This is a genomic window from Granulibacter bethesdensis, from assembly GCF_001889525.1.
Classification (GTDB): Bacteria; Pseudomonadota; Alphaproteobacteria; order Acetobacterales; family Acetobacteraceae; genus Granulibacter; species Granulibacter bethesdensis_C.
The window spans coordinates 2,079,262-2,093,365 of the sequence record NZ_CP018192.1; the positions used below are offsets into that span (position 1 = coordinate 2,079,262).

The following is a 14,104-nucleotide window of genomic DNA, read 5'->3' on the forward strand; positions in this document are numbered from 1 at the left end:
CAGCCGGACAACCGGACCCGCGCCTTTATTGTCGTTCTGTCCATCGAGTTGTGGGAACGCTTTGGCTACTACGCCATGCAGGCGCTCCTGCTGCTGTTTCTGATACAGAAGCTCCATTTTTCCAGCCATGATGCGGTGCTTCTGGCCGGAGCTTTCGCCGCCAGCGTCTATGCGACACCGGTGCTGGGGGGATGGCTGGGGGATCGGGTCTTGGGGGCACGACGCTGCACTCTGAGTGGCGCCGTGATCCTGGCCGCGGGGTACAGCCTGCTGGGTCTGCCCACCGCATGGTCCGACCCTGTTCTTGACGAAACATCGCTGGTTTTTGCCGCATTGGGGATGATTTCCGTTGGCAATGGTCTGTTCAAGCCCAATGCCGCGGCGTTGGTGCGGGTCATTCACGAGGGTCAAGACCAGCGTCTGGATGCCGCTTTCACGCTGTACTACATGGCGGTGAATGTCGGCTCCTCTGTTTCAATGCTGCTGACGCCATGGGTGCAGCAACAGGCAGGCTGGCACAGCGCTTTTGCAGTCTCGTTTTTCGGCCTTGCTCTGGGAATCACCGGTTATGGCATGATGCGGTCATGGCTGGGCCGGACAGGAACCGGGAAGGACCACCATCCGGTTCCGTGCCTGCATCTCATGGCGGTGAGCGCTGGCTGTGCATCCCTGATCATCGGCATCGCGCTGCTCCTGCGTTCCGCATCGCTCGCGATGTGGTGCAACATGGCGGCCGCCCTTGGCGTGCTGATGCTCTGGAGCGTCTGCTATGGCCGCGCTGCACCACGGGAGCGACCGGGGCTGGCGATCATGTATGCGCTGGCCGGGCAATCATTGATGTTCTTCATATTCTATCAGCAGATGTCGACATCCCTGACGCTGTTTACCGTGCATGGCGTCTCTCCGGCGCTGCGCCTCGGCGGTTACACGCTGATGACATGGACACCGGCGCAGTTTCAGGCGCTCGACCCGATCTGGATCATGCTGCTTGGGCCGGTTCTGGCCAGTTTATACACGGCTCTGGCGCGGCGAGGCCGCGATGTCAGAATCGCAGCCAAATTCACGGCCGGTTTCATGAGCGTTGGCGCGGCATTTCTGATCTGGTGGGGTGCGGCCCGTATCGCCGTACCGGACGGGCTGGTCTCGCCATGGATCATGGTGGCCGGATATGGAGCACTGGCATTGGGGGAATTACTGATCGGCGGTCTCGGTCTGGCCATGGTCGCGCGCTATGTGCCGCAGCGGCTGAACAGCCTGATGATGGGCAGCTATCTGCTAACCATGGGTCTGTCGATGTATGCGGGCAGCGGAATCGCCAGCATCGCTACATCCTCTCTGTCGAGCCAGCCCGCACGGAACCCCTCCGTATTCATCAGCCTGTTTGGGGGTCTGTCCGTCGCGGCCTTCCTCGCCGCTTTGGTGTGCCTGGCGATGTCGCCATGGCTGCGGAGGCTGGACCGGAAACACCGGGCATTTGCCCTCCCCGACCCAGCGCCACACATTTCATCATGACGGAGGGCAGCGCCTCCTCATCCAGCAAGGCAACGGAGGCACTTTTCTCCTGCCGCGCCGGATCGGCACACAGATGCCTGACCTCCGCCGCATAGACGGTGAGATGGAGCGCGAAATGCGTGAACACATGCGTGGCCACACCGAGCTTGCTCCAAACGGTTTCCGCTTTGGGGGCATGGAATAAGGCATCCTCTTCCTGCCATACGGTGTCCTGCCAAGGTGTTCCCGGCAGTTCCATCATGCCGCCCAACAGGCCCCGCTCCGCCCGACGTCGCAACAACACATTGCCCTGCTCATCCGTCAGCCAGAAATGCACCCCGTATCGCTGCGGCCTGAGTTTTTTTGGGGCCTTGCGAGGAAGGGAGGCGGCAATGCCCTGCTTCCGTCCCTCGCAATACCGCATCCATGGGCAAAGCGCGCAGGCGGGATCGAGCGGCGTACAGATCGTCGCTCCTAGATCGAACAAAGCCTGTGCGAAATCGGAAGGCTGTTCCATCGCTGCCGGATCGGTCCCCAGCTGCGCCGCCTGCGCTGCAATCAACTGTCTGGATTGAGGCAGGGGCGCCTCAATGGCAAACAGACGGCTGGTGACACGCTCCACATTGCCATCGACCGGCACGGCGGGAATACCGAACGCGATCGCAGCCACCGCCGCTGAGGTATACACACCAATCCCCGGCAGGCTCCGCAGAGCCTCGATATCTTTCGGAAAAGCCCCCATCCCGGCAACCCTGCGCGCACAGGCCAGCAGATTGCGGGCCCGCGCGTAATAACCAAGCCCGGCCCAGGCGGCCATCACCGCCTCATCCGGGGCTACAGCCAGCGCCTGTACCGTAGGGAAGCGGGTGATGAAACGCTCGAAATAGGGTATGACGGCTGCAACGGTGGTTTGCTGGAGCATCACCTCACTGAGCCAGACGCGGTAAGGATCGGGGGTTTCCCCCGGCAGCGCACGCCATGGCAAGGAACGGCGATGCCGGGCATACCACTCCAGAAGCGCAGAGGCAGGCGGAATGGGCGATCGTTCCAAGGAAAAATCCGGGATCAAGGACGGTACGGATGCCGATATGCGGCAAGCTGATCCCTTGCGCCAGCCCCGCAGCGGCATGGCGCAGCCTTATTTTCAACGCGGCCCGCGTGCCGTCTCGGCCCTGCTGCCCGCCATTACCCGACCCGTGTTTCGTAAAAGCGCTCCGGGCCTCGCCACACTTCTATCCGAATGGACAACCATTGCCGGACCGGTTTTGTCCTCCACCGCGACCCCACGCAAGCTGGCCAATGGCACGCTGGTGCTGGGCTGCACCGGCCCGGCCGCGATGGAATTGCAACACAGTACGCCGCAACTGATCCAACGCATCAATTTCTTTCTGGGCAACAAGGTGGTCGAGCGCATCCGTCTGACACAGGAAGCCCCGCCAGCGGCGCCCGCAATTCGGAAAAAGCCGGCCCGGGCCGAAACACCTGCTATACGTGCCGCTGTGGAGCGTCGTCTCGCTGGTCTGCCGGAAGGTGGATTACGCGATGCGCTTGCGGCCCTGGGCACCGCCATGCTGAGCAAACGCTGACCCAGATAATGTCACGACTCGTCCCTCAACATCTCATGGGGTGACGGCGAGGCGCATTGGCGGCAAAACCCCCATTACTGGGTAAAAGAAGATATTGACGAGGAACATCATGTCCATCACCCGCCGCTCTTTCTGCACGGCCGCTCTGTTCTCCCTCCCGCTTATTCAGGCCGCCCGCGCCGAAGCCCCCGCCGCCAGTGGCGGAGATCTTTCGAGTTTCCTTTTAGAGCGCTCTATCGGCAAAGCCGATGCCAAGGTAACGGTGATGGAGTTCTTCTCCCTGACCTGCACCCACTGCGCGGCTTTCTCCCAGAACACCTTGCCGGAACTGATCAAGAAGCAGATCGATACCGGGCATCTTCGCATCGTGTTCCACGATTTCCCGCTGGATCAGGTTGCCCTCAGCGCTGCTATGGTCGCCCGCGCCCTGCCGCCGGAGCGTTATGAGCCGTTCATCTCTGCGCTGTTCGCCAGCCAGGATCGCTGGGCCTTCAACCGCGATGGCAATGTCACGGAGTCTCTGGCGCAGATGGCGCTGTTGGCTGGGTTGTCCCGCGCCAAATTCGATGCCGTCATCAATAATGAGGCTCTGAAACGCGCCATGCTGGAACGGCAGCAGCAGGACTCCATCAAATACAACATCAACAGCACACCGACCTTTGCCCTGACCAACGGGAAAACACAGTCCGGCGCGCTGTCCTACAGCGATTTCGTGTCCTTCGCCGGCCTGTCCTGAGTTTCAGCCCCCATGCCTGTCAGCTTCTCCCGCCTCCGCATTGCCGGTTTCAAAAGCTTCGCCGACCCGCAATCCATTGAGATCCTGCCGGGTCTGACAGGTGTTGTGGGTCCGAACGGATGCGGGAAATCCAATGTCGTGGAAGCACTGCGCTGGGCCATGGGGGAGAACTCGGCCCGTGCCCTGCGCGGCGGGGAGATGGACGATGTCATCTTTGCCGGGACCGCCCATCGCTCCAGCCGTAATCTGGCAGAGGTGGTGCTGTCGCTGGAAGATGTCGCCGGTCAGGCTCCGCCCCCTTTTGGGGAGGTGCCGGAACTGGAAATCAGCCGCCGGATCGAACGTGGCGGCGGCAGCACCTATCGCATCAACGGTCGCGAGGTCCGGGCCAGAGATGTACAGACCCTGTTTGCCGATCTGGCCAGCGGCGCCCGCTCCTCCGCGATGGTCAGTCAGGGGCGGGTCGGCAGCATCGTCAACGCCAAGCCGGAAGAGCGCAGAGCCATTCTGGAAGAAGCCGCCGGCATCACCGGCCTTCATGCCAGACGGCATGAGGCGGAGCTGAAGCTCCGGCAGGCCGAGACCAATCTGGAACGCGCCGAGGAACTACGCGGTCAGTTGCAGGACCAGCTCGGCGGTCTGCAAAAACAGGCACGACAGGCCAGCCGGTATCGCAATATCTCCGGCCTCGTCAGGCAGGCGGAGCTGGAATGGCTGGGCCTGCTGCAAGCGCGGGCCATGGCGGCGCTGGATCAGGCCTCCACGGCGCGTGATGAAGCCCGCGCTGCGCTCCGGCAAGCCGAAGAACAAGCAGAAGCCGCCACGATCGCAGCTTTCGAGGCGGATAAGGCACTCCCCGCTCTGCGCGAGGCCGAAGCCGTGGCCCGTACGGCCCTCGAGCGCCGCCGCATCGCCATGGAAGGGCAGATGCAGGCCGAAGAACAGGCTCGCAACGCACTCGATCAGGCGCAGGCGCGTCTGCATCAGGCGGAACAGGATCTGCATCACGGCGACACCAGCCTGAACGATGCGACTGTGGCACTCGAACGACTGGCCGCAGAAGAACAGGTGCTGCGTGATACTCTGATCGCTCTGCCTGCCCGACAGGAAGAGGCAGAGCGGGACGTCACCGCTCTGGAGGAAGAAGCAGGCCGGCTGGCGCAGGCTGCCGATCTCGCCACCGCCCGGGCCGCAGAGGGCATGGCCCAGGCCAGAAGCGCCGAGGCTGATCGCGCCGCCGCCGAACACCGTCTGCAGGTGGTGAATGCAGAGCATGCCCGTCTCTCCGCCGCGCTGACGGAGGCGCGTGCCAATCTGGTGAAAGAATCCGTCCTCACCACCGCGCAGGAGAGCGCCGCCGCGGCAAGGCTGGCTGTAGAAGAGGCTCGCCACGCTCTGCAGCAGGTGGAAGCCGCCCGTCCACCGCTGGCGGAACGCTACGAAGCCGCACGCCGCATACTGGCCGATGCACAGGCCCTGCGCAGCCAGGCGGATATGGCTCTGAAAGATGCAGGCAGCCGGGCCGAAAACATCGCCGCCCAGACCGAGGCTCTGGAACGCGATCACGCCACTGCTCAGAACCAACGGATTGAAGATAGCGCGCTGCAGGACGCCAGACAGACAGCCGAAGCTGCAGCCGCCGCGCTTGAAACGGCACGGATCAGACAGGAAGAAGCAGAAACTGCACTGACACAGGCGTCGGCACGCCATGCCGAAGCACAGCGTGCCATGGAAACCGCAAGCAGCGACCGGGAACGTGCCACCCTCGCCGCCGGACAGAGCACCCGCCGCGCTGCACAGATCGAAGAAGAACGTCAATCCGTTATGGAGGAACAGGCCAGAGCAGAAGCCTCCCTCCCGCCCATGGAGCACCGTATCGCGGCAGAAACAGCGCTGGCACAGGCTGAGCAGGCTCTGGCCATCAGCGAGCAGGCCCTGGCATCCGCCGAAACCTCCCGGATCGCTGCCCGCGCCGCACATGAGCAAGCGCGTGAGACCCATGCCACCGCCCAGGCCGATCTCGGGCGGTGGCAAGCAGAGGTTGATGGGCTTGCCGCCTTGCTGCGTCACGATGACACGGCCAAAGGGGGTTTTCAGCCCGTATCCGATCTTTTGCCTGTGCCGGAGGGGCTGGAACGCGCTGTCGGTGCCGCGCTGGGGGATGCGCTGGACAGCGCACTGGATGAAGCCGCCGATCGTTTCTGGCGCAGCCTGCCGGCAGCACCGGACCGGATGCAGCCTTTACCGGCCGGCACAGTGCCATTGTCCTCATTGATGGACCCGCCCGCCGCGCTACGCCTTGCCTGTGACTATATCGGTATCATCACCGATCCGGCGACGGGACCGTCGCTGCAATCCAGACTGCATCCCGGTCAATGCCTCGTTTCCCGCGACGGCGCGCTCTGGCGCTGGGACGGGCATTGCATGGCCGCCGGGGCACCCGGTGCCGCCGCCCTGCGTCTGACCCAGCGCAATCGCCTGCTGACAGCTCAGGATGCTCTGGCGCAGGCCAAACAGGCGGCTGAGGCAGCGTCCCAAGCCTATGCGCTTGCACAGCAGCAGGAAGCAGCCTCCATCAGCGCCGAACAGGCTGCCCGCAGCAACCGCCAGCAGACCGAGAAACAGGCTGCCGAAGCCCGTGCTGCCCATTCCACCATGGCGGCTGCCAGCGAGCATGTCGAAAGCCATCTGACCGCCCTCGCCAGCCGTCGCGCCCGTCTGGAAACAGAGTATCAGGAAGCGACACAGGCCGAGCAGGAAGCAGCCGCTTTGCTGGCTTCCCTTCCGCCGCTGGAACAGATGCGACAGCAGGCTCAGGCAGCGGCCGCGACCCTTCAACAGGCCCGGGAAGCACTGGACAATGCCGCGGCAAGGCGGCGCGATGCCGATCGCACCGTGCAGACTACACGGGAAGAAGCCGCCCGCCTGTCCGCACGGGCCATGGAGGCAGAAAGTCGTCTGGGTGCGCTGTCTCCCCAACTGGACCGGCTGCGCGCTGAGCGGGAGGCCGCTCAGGCTGCCTTGCAGGATGCCCGTCTTGCTGTTGAGTCCGGTCCGGACATTGCAACCCTGACGGCGGCAAGGGATGCTGCAAAGGCCGCGCTGGATCAGACACTGGCCGAAGAAAACCGTCTGCGTACTGCAAGGCAGGAAGCCGAAAGCGCCAGCGACCGCGCCACAGCCGCCCTCGCCGCACTGGAAGCGCGCGCCGCAGATACCAAAGCCAGCCTGGCTGCCATCCAGCCGCAGGCCGAACGGGCCGAAACGGACCGGCAGGAAGCCGAGGCCGCCCTGATCCTGCACCGCCAGCGGCGTGATGCTATGGACGATCCTGCCAGCCTTCAGGAAGCCGCGGAAGCCGCACGGCAGGCTTCAGCCACGGCTCAGAGCAGCCTTGCTGCCGCCCGCGTCAGGCTGGATATGGCAAGGAACGAGGCGGACAGGATTACGTCCCGTCAGGAAACGCTCCTCCGGGAACGTGCGGACTGGCAGATGCGGGCCGATACTGCCGCCCGCCATGTCGAGGAACTCCGTACGCGGCATCAGGCCCTGCTGACGGAAGCCAATACGCTGGCAGACCGTCCCGAACAGGCTGCACGGTTGATGCAAGATACGCGCAGCGCGCTGGAAGAAGCGGAAACAACCCACCAACAGGCCGCCGACAGGCTGCGTCAGGCAGAGAACGCACACAGGGAAGCAGGCGAGGCCAGACGGCAGGCCGATGCGGATTTCGCCACGGCGCGGGAGGCGATTCTGCGTCTGGACGGGCAATGCGCACAGGCTGAGACCGCCCACCACGCGGTGCAGGAGCGGATCGAGGAGCGGCTCGGCGTGGGAGCATCGCTGCCGTCAGACATAGCCATCCCCCCCGAACTGTCCGACATGGCGGAGGACAAGGCCCGCCGCAAGCTGGAACGGCTTTCGCGAGAACGGGAGGAGATGGGGCCGGTCAACCTGCGCGCCGAGATCGAGGCCCAAGATGTAGAAACCCGCATCGGCGGAATCGATCGGGAAAAAGAAGAACTCGGCACCGCCATCGCCAAGCTGCGCGGTTCGATCGGGCATCTGAACCGGGAGGGACGGGAACGCCTGAACGCCACCTTCACCAAAGTGAACACGCATTTTCAGGCCCTGTTCAACCGCATGTTCGAGGGCGGCAAGGCCTATCTCGCCATGGTCGGCGATGATGATCCCCTGAAAGCCGGGCTGGAGATTTATGCCCAGCCGCCGGGCAAGAAACTGGCCACACTGTCACTGCTGTCCGGCGGAGAGCAGGCACTGACAGCTCTGTCGCTGATTTTCGCAGTGTTCCGCTGCAACCCCGCCCCTGTCTGCGTGCTGGACGAGGTGGATGCGCCACTGGACGACGCCAATGTGGAGCGGTTCTGTATGCTGCTGGCCGATATGGTGCAGGAAACCGGCACGCGCTTTCTGGTCGTCACGCACCACCATCTGACCATGGCGCGGATGGACCGGCTGTATGGCGTCACAATGCAGGAGAGAGGTATCTCCCGCCTGCTGAGCGTCGATCTGCATCGCGCCGCCGCCATGGTCGAGGGAGAAGAAGCGGCAGCCGCAGAATAATCTCCGCAGCCTCCCCTTCTTCACTCATCTCACATCAGGAATGCCGGTCACATCAGGAATCCCGCCGTTCCAGTGCGGCAAGCATAGCCTGACCGCCCTGCGCCTTGGCGATACCACGCGCCGAAGTGCCTTCCGTATCTGTCAGATCAGGATCAGCGCCATGCGCCATCAGCAGGCGCACCATCATTTCACGCCCGAACATCACCGCGAACATCAGCGGGGTACGGCCGGCAGCATTGCGATGATCGACCGTGGCGCCTGCCTCCAGCAGCATGCGCGCCGCACCTTCGTCACCCTTGAACGCCACACCGGACAGGGCCGTATCGCCATTGGCATCCGCGGCATTCACTGCCGCACCACGCCGTAACAGCAAGGCTCCTGCCTCAATCTGCCCGTTGTAGGTGGCCAGAATCAGAGGCGGGAAACCTCGTGCATCCGGACGGTTGGGGTCCATACCGGAATCGAGAAATGCCTCGATCATATCGACACGGCCTTCCCGCACTGCGCCATAGAACAATGCTTCCAGCTGCTCCTGGGAAAGAGATGTATCCGTGTCCTTTTGATCAGGAATACGAATAGATGAAACGGGAAAGGGCGGCCGCAGCTGGGTCATGAAATACGGGTCCGAATTACGATCGTGAATGCTTATAAGGCACATTGAGAAAGAAAAGTGGATAAAAAGACCGTTCTGGTGATGCAATCGTCATCTAAACAGCCCATGCTTCTTGACACTCCCCCTACCCACCGGTAGCTAGCCGTCGCCTTCCGACAAGGCGACTTGTCGAGGATGGATATGAACGAGAACAGGCAGCCTGAGTCGCAGCCAGGTCAGGAAACGACTTCCGGGGGATCATCCCGGGGAACTTCCTTTCCGCAGCGACTGAATGCGGCACGAAACAGACAGGGCCTTGGGACAGACGGGCAGAACCCGACTTCCGTGCTTCAAGCCCCTGATGGCAGCCCTGGCCCTTCTGCCATGGGTATTGGCTTGCGAATCGGTGCTGACCTCGTGTCCGCACTGATTGTCGGGGTCGCCATCGGATATGCTCTGGATCGCTGGCTGGGTACGATGCCCCTGTTTCTGATTTTGTTCATCCTGATGGGAGGCGCGGCCGGTATTCTCAACGTATGGCGCACCCTGCGCCGTATGCCAGCCGGTCAAGGCCAAAGCGAAGCAGGTGACGCCACCCACGGGCGGCGGTAGGTGATGGAGCATTAAGGTGGCGGCAGAACCCACGATCGACGCGCTCGGCCAGTTCAGGCTGCATCACGGCCTTGGCCCGATTGGCGGGCTGGTGAATTTTACCCAATCCAATGAAATCATGGTTTTGGGCACCGCTATCGTCCTGGGAATCATCGCACTGGGCATGCGCCAGCGTGCCGTAGTGCCTGGGCGCCTGCAATCCCTGGTCGAAATATCCTATAATTTCATCATGGGCCTGTGCATCGAGCAGATCGGACATGAAGGGAAAAAGTTCTTTCCCTTCATCTTCACACTGTTCTTCTTCGTGCTGATGGGCAATCTGCTCGGCCTGTTCCCCTATTTCTTCACCTATACCAGCCATGTTGCCGTGACCGGCGGTCTGGCAGTTCTGGTGATCGTGCTGGTGACGGCGGTGGCCCTGCGCTATCACGGCCTGCACTTCTTCTCCTACTTCTTTCCTCCGGGCGCGCCGAAGGCGCTGGCACCCATCATCGTGCCGATTGAAATCATTTCCTATCTGTCTCGTCCGGTCAGCCTGTCCATCCGTCTGTTCGCCAACATGGTGGCCGGACATGTGATGTTCGAGGTGTTTGCCACGTTCATGTTTCTGTTGATCGGCGCTCTGGGTACGTTCGGCTATTTCGCCGCACTCCTGCCGATGACACTGAACGTGACCCTCGTTGGCTTCGAATTGCTGGTGGCGTTCCTTCAGGCTTATGTGTTCGCCATCCTCACCTGTATCTATCTGCACGACGCAGTGCATCTGCACTAAGAAGACGCGCAGATTGATCTCCGCCCCTTCATATCAAGCAAGGAACTGAACCCATGGACGTCGCAGCCGCCAAGGCCCTCGGTGCCGGTATCTCTGTTATCGCCCTCGCCGGCGTCGGCCTCGGCATCGGCAACATCTTCGCCTCTCTGATCGCCAGCGTCGCACGCAACCCGTCTTCCCGCGACCAGGTCTTCAGCATCGGCATTCTCGGCTTCGCCCTGACGGAAGCCGTGGCGCTGTTCGCGCTGCTGATCGCCTTCCTGATCCTGTTCGCCTGATCCAGTGATGACCCGGGGCGGGATCGTGACGACCGCGCGCGACGGCGCCCTTCGCGCCTGCCGCGCCGGGTACCGTCAAGTGTTGCTCGGGACTGTCGTAACAGTTCTGAGCACGCTGCCGGCTATCGCTTATGCAATGGACCCTGACAGTCCCGAGCATGAGGGGATGCCTCAGCTGAATTTTGCCAATCCGCTGACCACTAGTCAGGTGGTGTGGATGGCCCTTATCCTGCTTGCGTTCTATCTGCTGCTGTCCAAATGGGCCCTGCCCCAGGTCAGCCAGGTGGTGGACGACCGTAATGCCTCCATCATGGGCGATCTCGACTCCGCCCATCTGGCAAAGGCAGAAGCCAACGCCGCCGTGGAAGAGATGAACGACGCCATCCGGCGTGCCAATCTTGAAGGCCAGGCTGAAATCGAAAAAGCAGTCTCGGCCGCCAAGGCCAAGGCACAGCAGGAAGCCGCCGAGGCGCATGCGCGTCTGGAACGGCAGCTTGCCGATGCGGAAGCCCGCATTGCTTCCTCCCGCGATACCGCCATGGGCGCGTTGCGTGATGTTGCAACCGACACGACACAGGCCCTGATTGCCCGGCTGACCGGCCAGTTTCCCGCCCAGGATGCGGTGGAACAGGCTGTTGGTCAGGCGCTGGCCGCCCGCAGCTAATATCGGAGGATCGCCATGCAGGCTCATGAACTCAGCGGCGCTCCCTGGCACCATCCGGTTTTCTGGGTGGCCGTTGCCTTTGTTCTGTTCTTCGTGCTGTTCGGCCGGAAAATCTGGGGGGTCCTGACCTCCAAGCTTGACAGCTACGCTGACGAAGTGCGTCAGAACCTCGACGAAGCACGCAAGCTCCGTCGTGAGGCCGAGGCCATGCTGGAAGATGCCCGCCGCCGCAAGGAACAGGCTCTGGCCGAAGCAAAACGTTTGCTGGAATCCGCTCATGCGGAAGCAGCCCGGGCTGCCAAGGCGCTCAGTGACGATGCGGAAGCGAGCATCCGTCGCCGTGAGAAAATGGCCAATGACCGCATTGCCGCCGCCGAAAAGGCTGCCGTCGATGAAGTCCGCTTTGCCGCCGCCGACATTGCCAGCCGTGCCGCTAAGGACATTCTGGCACGTGAATTCGGCCCTTACGCCGATGCAGCGCTGATCGACTCCGCCATCAGCAAACTGCCGCAGGCTCTGCGCGCAGCCTGATTGCAGCGCGTTCTGAACAATATTGATGCTGGAAAAGGCCACCCTCATCGGTGGCTTTTTTCATGTCCGCAGGATAACCCCTAAACTCTGTTAAGCTCGGTTACTCGACAATGAACGCTGGCTGTGAACGATAGCCTACATGAAATGCACCAGAGTTCTTATCGCCCTGCTCCTGACAGTTTGCTGCGCGGGATGCGATACACTCAACCCTTTCGAAGGCCCCTATCATCCGCCGGGTGCGCCGCTCGCGGCTGAAGGTCCGGCCGATATAGCGATGCTACCTCCCATCAGCGGTGCCACACCCTCACAGGCTGCCACGGTGGCAGAAGCCGCCCTGCAGGCACTGGCGGCGCGTAATCTGTTGTCCGAAGCCAAGCCCGACTCGGCACGGCTGGTCATGCGGCTTACCGTGCTGCAATGGGATGTCACATCATCCGGTGGGCGGATCGCACTGGGCGTGTCTCTGTTCGACCGCGCAACCGGGAAAAAGCTTTATGAAGGACGTAGTACAGCCACCAACCTGGATGGTCCTGTTCTGCTCAATCCCGCCACACTGGCCGCCAATGAGGGCTTACTGGTGCAGGATGCGATGGGAAAACTGCTCAGCCAGCAGGCTTTCATGAAAGCCTGCGCCGAACCCCCGCACCATTTTCTGTTTTTCTAAAGCCGTCAGAGCCAATGATTCAGGCACAGGCAAAGCGCTGACTTCGCGGGTAAATTTCCGGCGGAAGGCATCGCCGAACTCCCGGAAACTTTCTGCAGGCACCAGAAAGCCTCCCGGCCCTCCGACGACATGGCTGGCATACCAGCCTTTCAGGGTCGTGGCCTCATCTCCCTCCAGAATAGGCAGACCGTTGATGGTCACGCCATCGCCAGCCAACATGTCCCGCATGGTGGGAACATCAGGGCTGCTGTTGCAATTGTCATGGCCATCGCCGGAAACATCAATCACGACGCGCTCCACCTGCGCCGGCATGGAGGGTAGGGTCTTGTCAGAAATCATCCGCAGGGCCTGCGCCATACAGGTGAAATCGCCTGGAACACGGGGCAGGATACGAATCCGGGCAGCCACTGCATTGGCATCCGCCTGACCGGTGATCAATGTCCATGGCACGGACAGAACGGGCCTGTCCGCCCATTCGACAACCGCCAGCAGCATAGAACGATGCCGCCCCGACAGCATCGCGGTCACAACGGCGGGGTCTTCCAGAGCGCGGGCGATGCCCTCCATTTGCAGGACGTAGCGGCTGGTATCCATTGAGCCGGAGACATCCACCGCCAGCACCAGAGCCAGGTCGGCCTTGGGTGTTGCAGCATCCACAGACGGGGAGTGAGATGAGGACAACAGAGCCATGACCGCCAACACCGCACACGTCATCACCGGCCGCAGCAGGCCGGGAGATAAAAATCGTCTCATGGATACGCTACAGTCCGGAATTGCGCTGGCAGTCCCTTTGCTGAATCAAGACCACGCGCACCATCAAAATGCGCCCCCTCCAGATGAGCGCCGGAAAAATCCGCGCCTGTCACATCCGCACCCGAAAAATCGGCCCCGGCCAGATGGGCATGGCGCAGGGAAGTATGAATCAGTCGGGCCCCCTGGAAATGGGTAAATTCCAGAATCACGCCGTCGAGATTGGCACGGCTCAGATCGGCCCCATCCATCCGACAGCCTGAAAGATCGGTTGGAAAAGCTCCGATCATACGATTATCGAGTTGAAACTGCGCTCCGACGAGCTTCGCCCCGCGCCAATCCCCTCGATTCAGCCGCCCGATCAGCCGCGCTCCTGACAGATCAGCCCCATCAAATCGGGGGCTTTCCGATGCCAGCGGATCCAGGGTGGAGAATGCGGCCAGCATAAACAGGCTGGCCCCGCGTAAATCGGCATGGCTGAAGCGGGTGCGGGTGATGACGCTGTGATCCAGCACGGCCCCACGCAGATCGGCACCGCTGAGATTGGAATCCGTCAGGTTCACACCATACAGATTGCTACCGGACAATTGGGCATGATGGAAATCCAGCCCTGACAGATCCAGCTCGAAAAGCACCCGGTTGTTCAGCTGTGCCGGATGGGCATCCGTGGCGCGCAGCAGCGCACGCACTATCTGCCGGACGGTTATGTCAGCCTGCAACGGGTCTCTGGAATTTTCAGGCAGGGAAGCGGCATGACAGGGCGGAGCAGACAGGAGCATCACACCCAGCGCCAGGCAGACATTCAGGCCATATCTTGATAATCGACTTCTGCCCATTGCCATTG

13 protein-coding genes and 1 pseudogene are annotated in these 14,104 nt (G+C 62.1%); 10 read left to right on the top strand and 4 right to left on the bottom strand.

Features of this window, described 5'->3' with window-relative positions; genetic code table 11:
* Window positions 1-75 precede the first annotated feature (75 nt).
* Window positions 76-1,395: pseudogene (locus GbCGDNIH6_RS09265) on the top strand (peptide MFS transporter); the annotation flags it as partial.
* Here the strand turns inward: GbCGDNIH6_RS09265 and GbCGDNIH6_RS09270 are convergent.
* A complete protein-coding gene (locus GbCGDNIH6_RS09270) occupies window positions 1,373-2,527 on the bottom strand; it encodes an A/G-specific adenine glycosylase (protein ID WP_408874866.1) in 1,155 nt (384 codons plus the stop codon). The pseudogene GbCGDNIH6_RS09265 and the gene GbCGDNIH6_RS09270 overlap by 23 nt on opposite strands.
* Here GbCGDNIH6_RS09270 and GbCGDNIH6_RS09275 point away from each other — a divergent pair.
* The 3 genes from GbCGDNIH6_RS09275 (at window position 2,526) to GbCGDNIH6_RS09285 (ending at window position 8,397) form a co-directional block, all read left to right on the top strand.
* Window positions 2,526-3,077, top strand: a complete 552-nt coding sequence (locus tag GbCGDNIH6_RS09275) for a DUF721 domain-containing protein (protein WP_081370177.1) — start codon at window positions 2,526-2,528, stop codon at window positions 3,075-3,077. The two genes, GbCGDNIH6_RS09270 and GbCGDNIH6_RS09275, sit on opposite strands and share 2 nt — an antisense overlap.
* A 109-nt stretch (window positions 3,078-3,186) precedes the next feature.
* Window positions 3,187-3,813: a DsbA family protein gene (locus tag GbCGDNIH6_RS09280; RefSeq protein ID WP_072563670.1), complete on the top strand. Its 627-nt coding sequence runs from the start codon at window positions 3,187-3,189 to the stop codon at window positions 3,811-3,813.
* 12 nt (window positions 3,814-3,825) lie between these two features.
* Window positions 3,826-8,397, top strand: coding sequence for an AAA family ATPase (locus GbCGDNIH6_RS09285; protein WP_072563671.1), 4,572 nt, complete (start codon window positions 3,826-3,828; stop codon window positions 8,395-8,397).
* A gap of 52 nt (window positions 8,398-8,449) precedes the next feature.
* On the opposite strand, the gene GbCGDNIH6_RS09290 is transcribed toward GbCGDNIH6_RS09285, so the two are convergent.
* Window positions 8,450-9,010 carry an ankyrin repeat domain-containing protein gene (locus tag GbCGDNIH6_RS09290; protein WP_232449783.1) on the bottom strand — a complete coding sequence of 187 codons (561 nt, stop codon included), beginning with the start codon at window positions 9,008-9,010 and terminating at the stop codon, window positions 8,450-8,452.
* 267 nt (window positions 9,011-9,277) lie between these two features.
* On the opposite strand from GbCGDNIH6_RS09290, the gene GbCGDNIH6_RS12655 reads away from it, so the two are divergent.
* The 6 genes from GbCGDNIH6_RS12655 to GbCGDNIH6_RS09320 all read left to right on the top strand — a co-directional run bounded on the left by GbCGDNIH6_RS12655 (window position 9,278) and on the right by GbCGDNIH6_RS09320 (window position 12,510).
* Window positions 9,278-9,601: an AtpZ/AtpI family protein gene (locus tag GbCGDNIH6_RS12655; RefSeq protein ID WP_408874867.1), complete on the top strand. Its 324-nt coding sequence runs from the start codon at window positions 9,278-9,280 to the stop codon at window positions 9,599-9,601.
* A 16-nt stretch (window positions 9,602-9,617) separates the two neighbouring features.
* Window positions 9,618-10,373 (top strand): F0F1 ATP synthase subunit A, encoded by a 756-nt coding sequence (locus tag GbCGDNIH6_RS09300; RefSeq protein WP_011632567.1) that lies wholly within the window; start codon window positions 9,618-9,620, stop codon window positions 10,371-10,373.
* A gap of 53 nt (window positions 10,374-10,426) precedes the next feature.
* Window positions 10,427-10,651, top strand: a complete 225-nt coding sequence (locus GbCGDNIH6_RS09305) for an ATP synthase subunit C family protein (protein ID WP_011632568.1) — start codon at window positions 10,427-10,429, stop codon at window positions 10,649-10,651.
* A gap of 7 nt (window positions 10,652-10,658) precedes the next feature.
* Complete coding sequence (locus GbCGDNIH6_RS09310) at window positions 10,659-11,315, top strand: F0F1 ATP synthase subunit B family protein (protein WP_072563672.1); 657 nt, start codon at window positions 10,659-10,661, stop codon at window positions 11,313-11,315.
* Window positions 11,316-11,330: 15 nt separating this feature from the next.
* Window positions 11,331-11,846 carry a F0F1 ATP synthase subunit B family protein gene (locus GbCGDNIH6_RS09315; protein WP_072563673.1) on the top strand — a complete coding sequence of 172 codons (516 nt, stop codon included), beginning with the start codon at window positions 11,331-11,333 and terminating at the stop codon, window positions 11,844-11,846.
* Window positions 11,847-11,985: 139 nt separating this feature from the next.
* Window positions 11,986-12,510, top strand: a complete 525-nt coding sequence (locus tag GbCGDNIH6_RS09320) for a hypothetical protein (protein ID WP_072563674.1) — start codon at window positions 11,986-11,988, stop codon at window positions 12,508-12,510.
* On the opposite strand, the gene GbCGDNIH6_RS09325 is transcribed toward GbCGDNIH6_RS09320, so the two are convergent.
* Both GbCGDNIH6_RS09325 and GbCGDNIH6_RS09330 read right to left on the bottom strand, forming a co-directional pair.
* Entirely contained in the window at window positions 12,418-13,263 is an 846-nt protein-coding gene (locus GbCGDNIH6_RS09325) for a DUF1194 domain-containing protein (protein WP_072563675.1), read from the bottom strand. The two genes, GbCGDNIH6_RS09320 and GbCGDNIH6_RS09325, sit on opposite strands and share 93 nt — an antisense overlap.
* The gene (locus GbCGDNIH6_RS09330; protein ID WP_198355745.1) at window positions 13,260-14,096 is read right to left on the bottom strand and encodes a pentapeptide repeat-containing protein; all 837 of its coding nucleotides are present in this window, start codon (window positions 14,094-14,096) and stop codon (window positions 13,260-13,262) included. Before GbCGDNIH6_RS09330 ends, GbCGDNIH6_RS09325 begins: the two co-directional genes overlap by 4 nt.
* Between the last annotated feature and the right edge of the window lie 8 nt (window positions 14,097-14,104).

Bases quoted from the DNA above. Each gene is read 5' to 3' on its own strand.
- GbCGDNIH6_RS09275 (WP_081370177.1), top strand. From the start codon at position 2,526: ATGGGCGATCGTTCCAAGGAAAAATCCGGGATCAAGGACGGTACGGAT.
- GbCGDNIH6_RS09280 (WP_072563670.1), top strand. From the start codon at position 3,187: ATGTCCATCACCCGCCGCTCTTTCTGCACGGCCGCTCTGTTCTCCCTC.
- GbCGDNIH6_RS09285 (WP_072563671.1), top strand. From the start codon at position 3,826: ATGCCTGTCAGCTTCTCCCGCCTCCGCATTGCCGGTTTCAAAAGCTTC.
- GbCGDNIH6_RS09290 (WP_232449783.1), bottom strand. From the start codon at position 9,010: ATGACCCAGCTGCGGCCGCCCTTTCCCGTTTCATCTATTCGTATTCCT.
- GbCGDNIH6_RS09305 (WP_011632568.1), top strand. From the start codon at position 10,427: ATGGACGTCGCAGCCGCCAAGGCCCTCGGTGCCGGTATCTCTGTTATC.
- GbCGDNIH6_RS09310 (WP_072563672.1), top strand. From the start codon at position 10,659: ATGACCCGGGGCGGGATCGTGACGACCGCGCGCGACGGCGCCCTTCGC.
- GbCGDNIH6_RS09315 (WP_072563673.1), top strand. From the start codon at position 11,331: ATGCAGGCTCATGAACTCAGCGGCGCTCCCTGGCACCATCCGGTTTTC.
- GbCGDNIH6_RS09320 (WP_072563674.1), top strand. From the start codon at position 11,986: ATGAAATGCACCAGAGTTCTTATCGCCCTGCTCCTGACAGTTTGCTGC.
- GbCGDNIH6_RS09325 (WP_072563675.1), bottom strand. From the start codon at position 13,263: ATGAGACGATTTTTATCTCCCGGCCTGCTGCGGCCGGTGATGACGTGT.
- GbCGDNIH6_RS09330 (WP_198355745.1), bottom strand. From the start codon at position 14,096: ATGGGCAGAAGTCGATTATCAAGATATGGCCTGAATGTCTGCCTGGCG.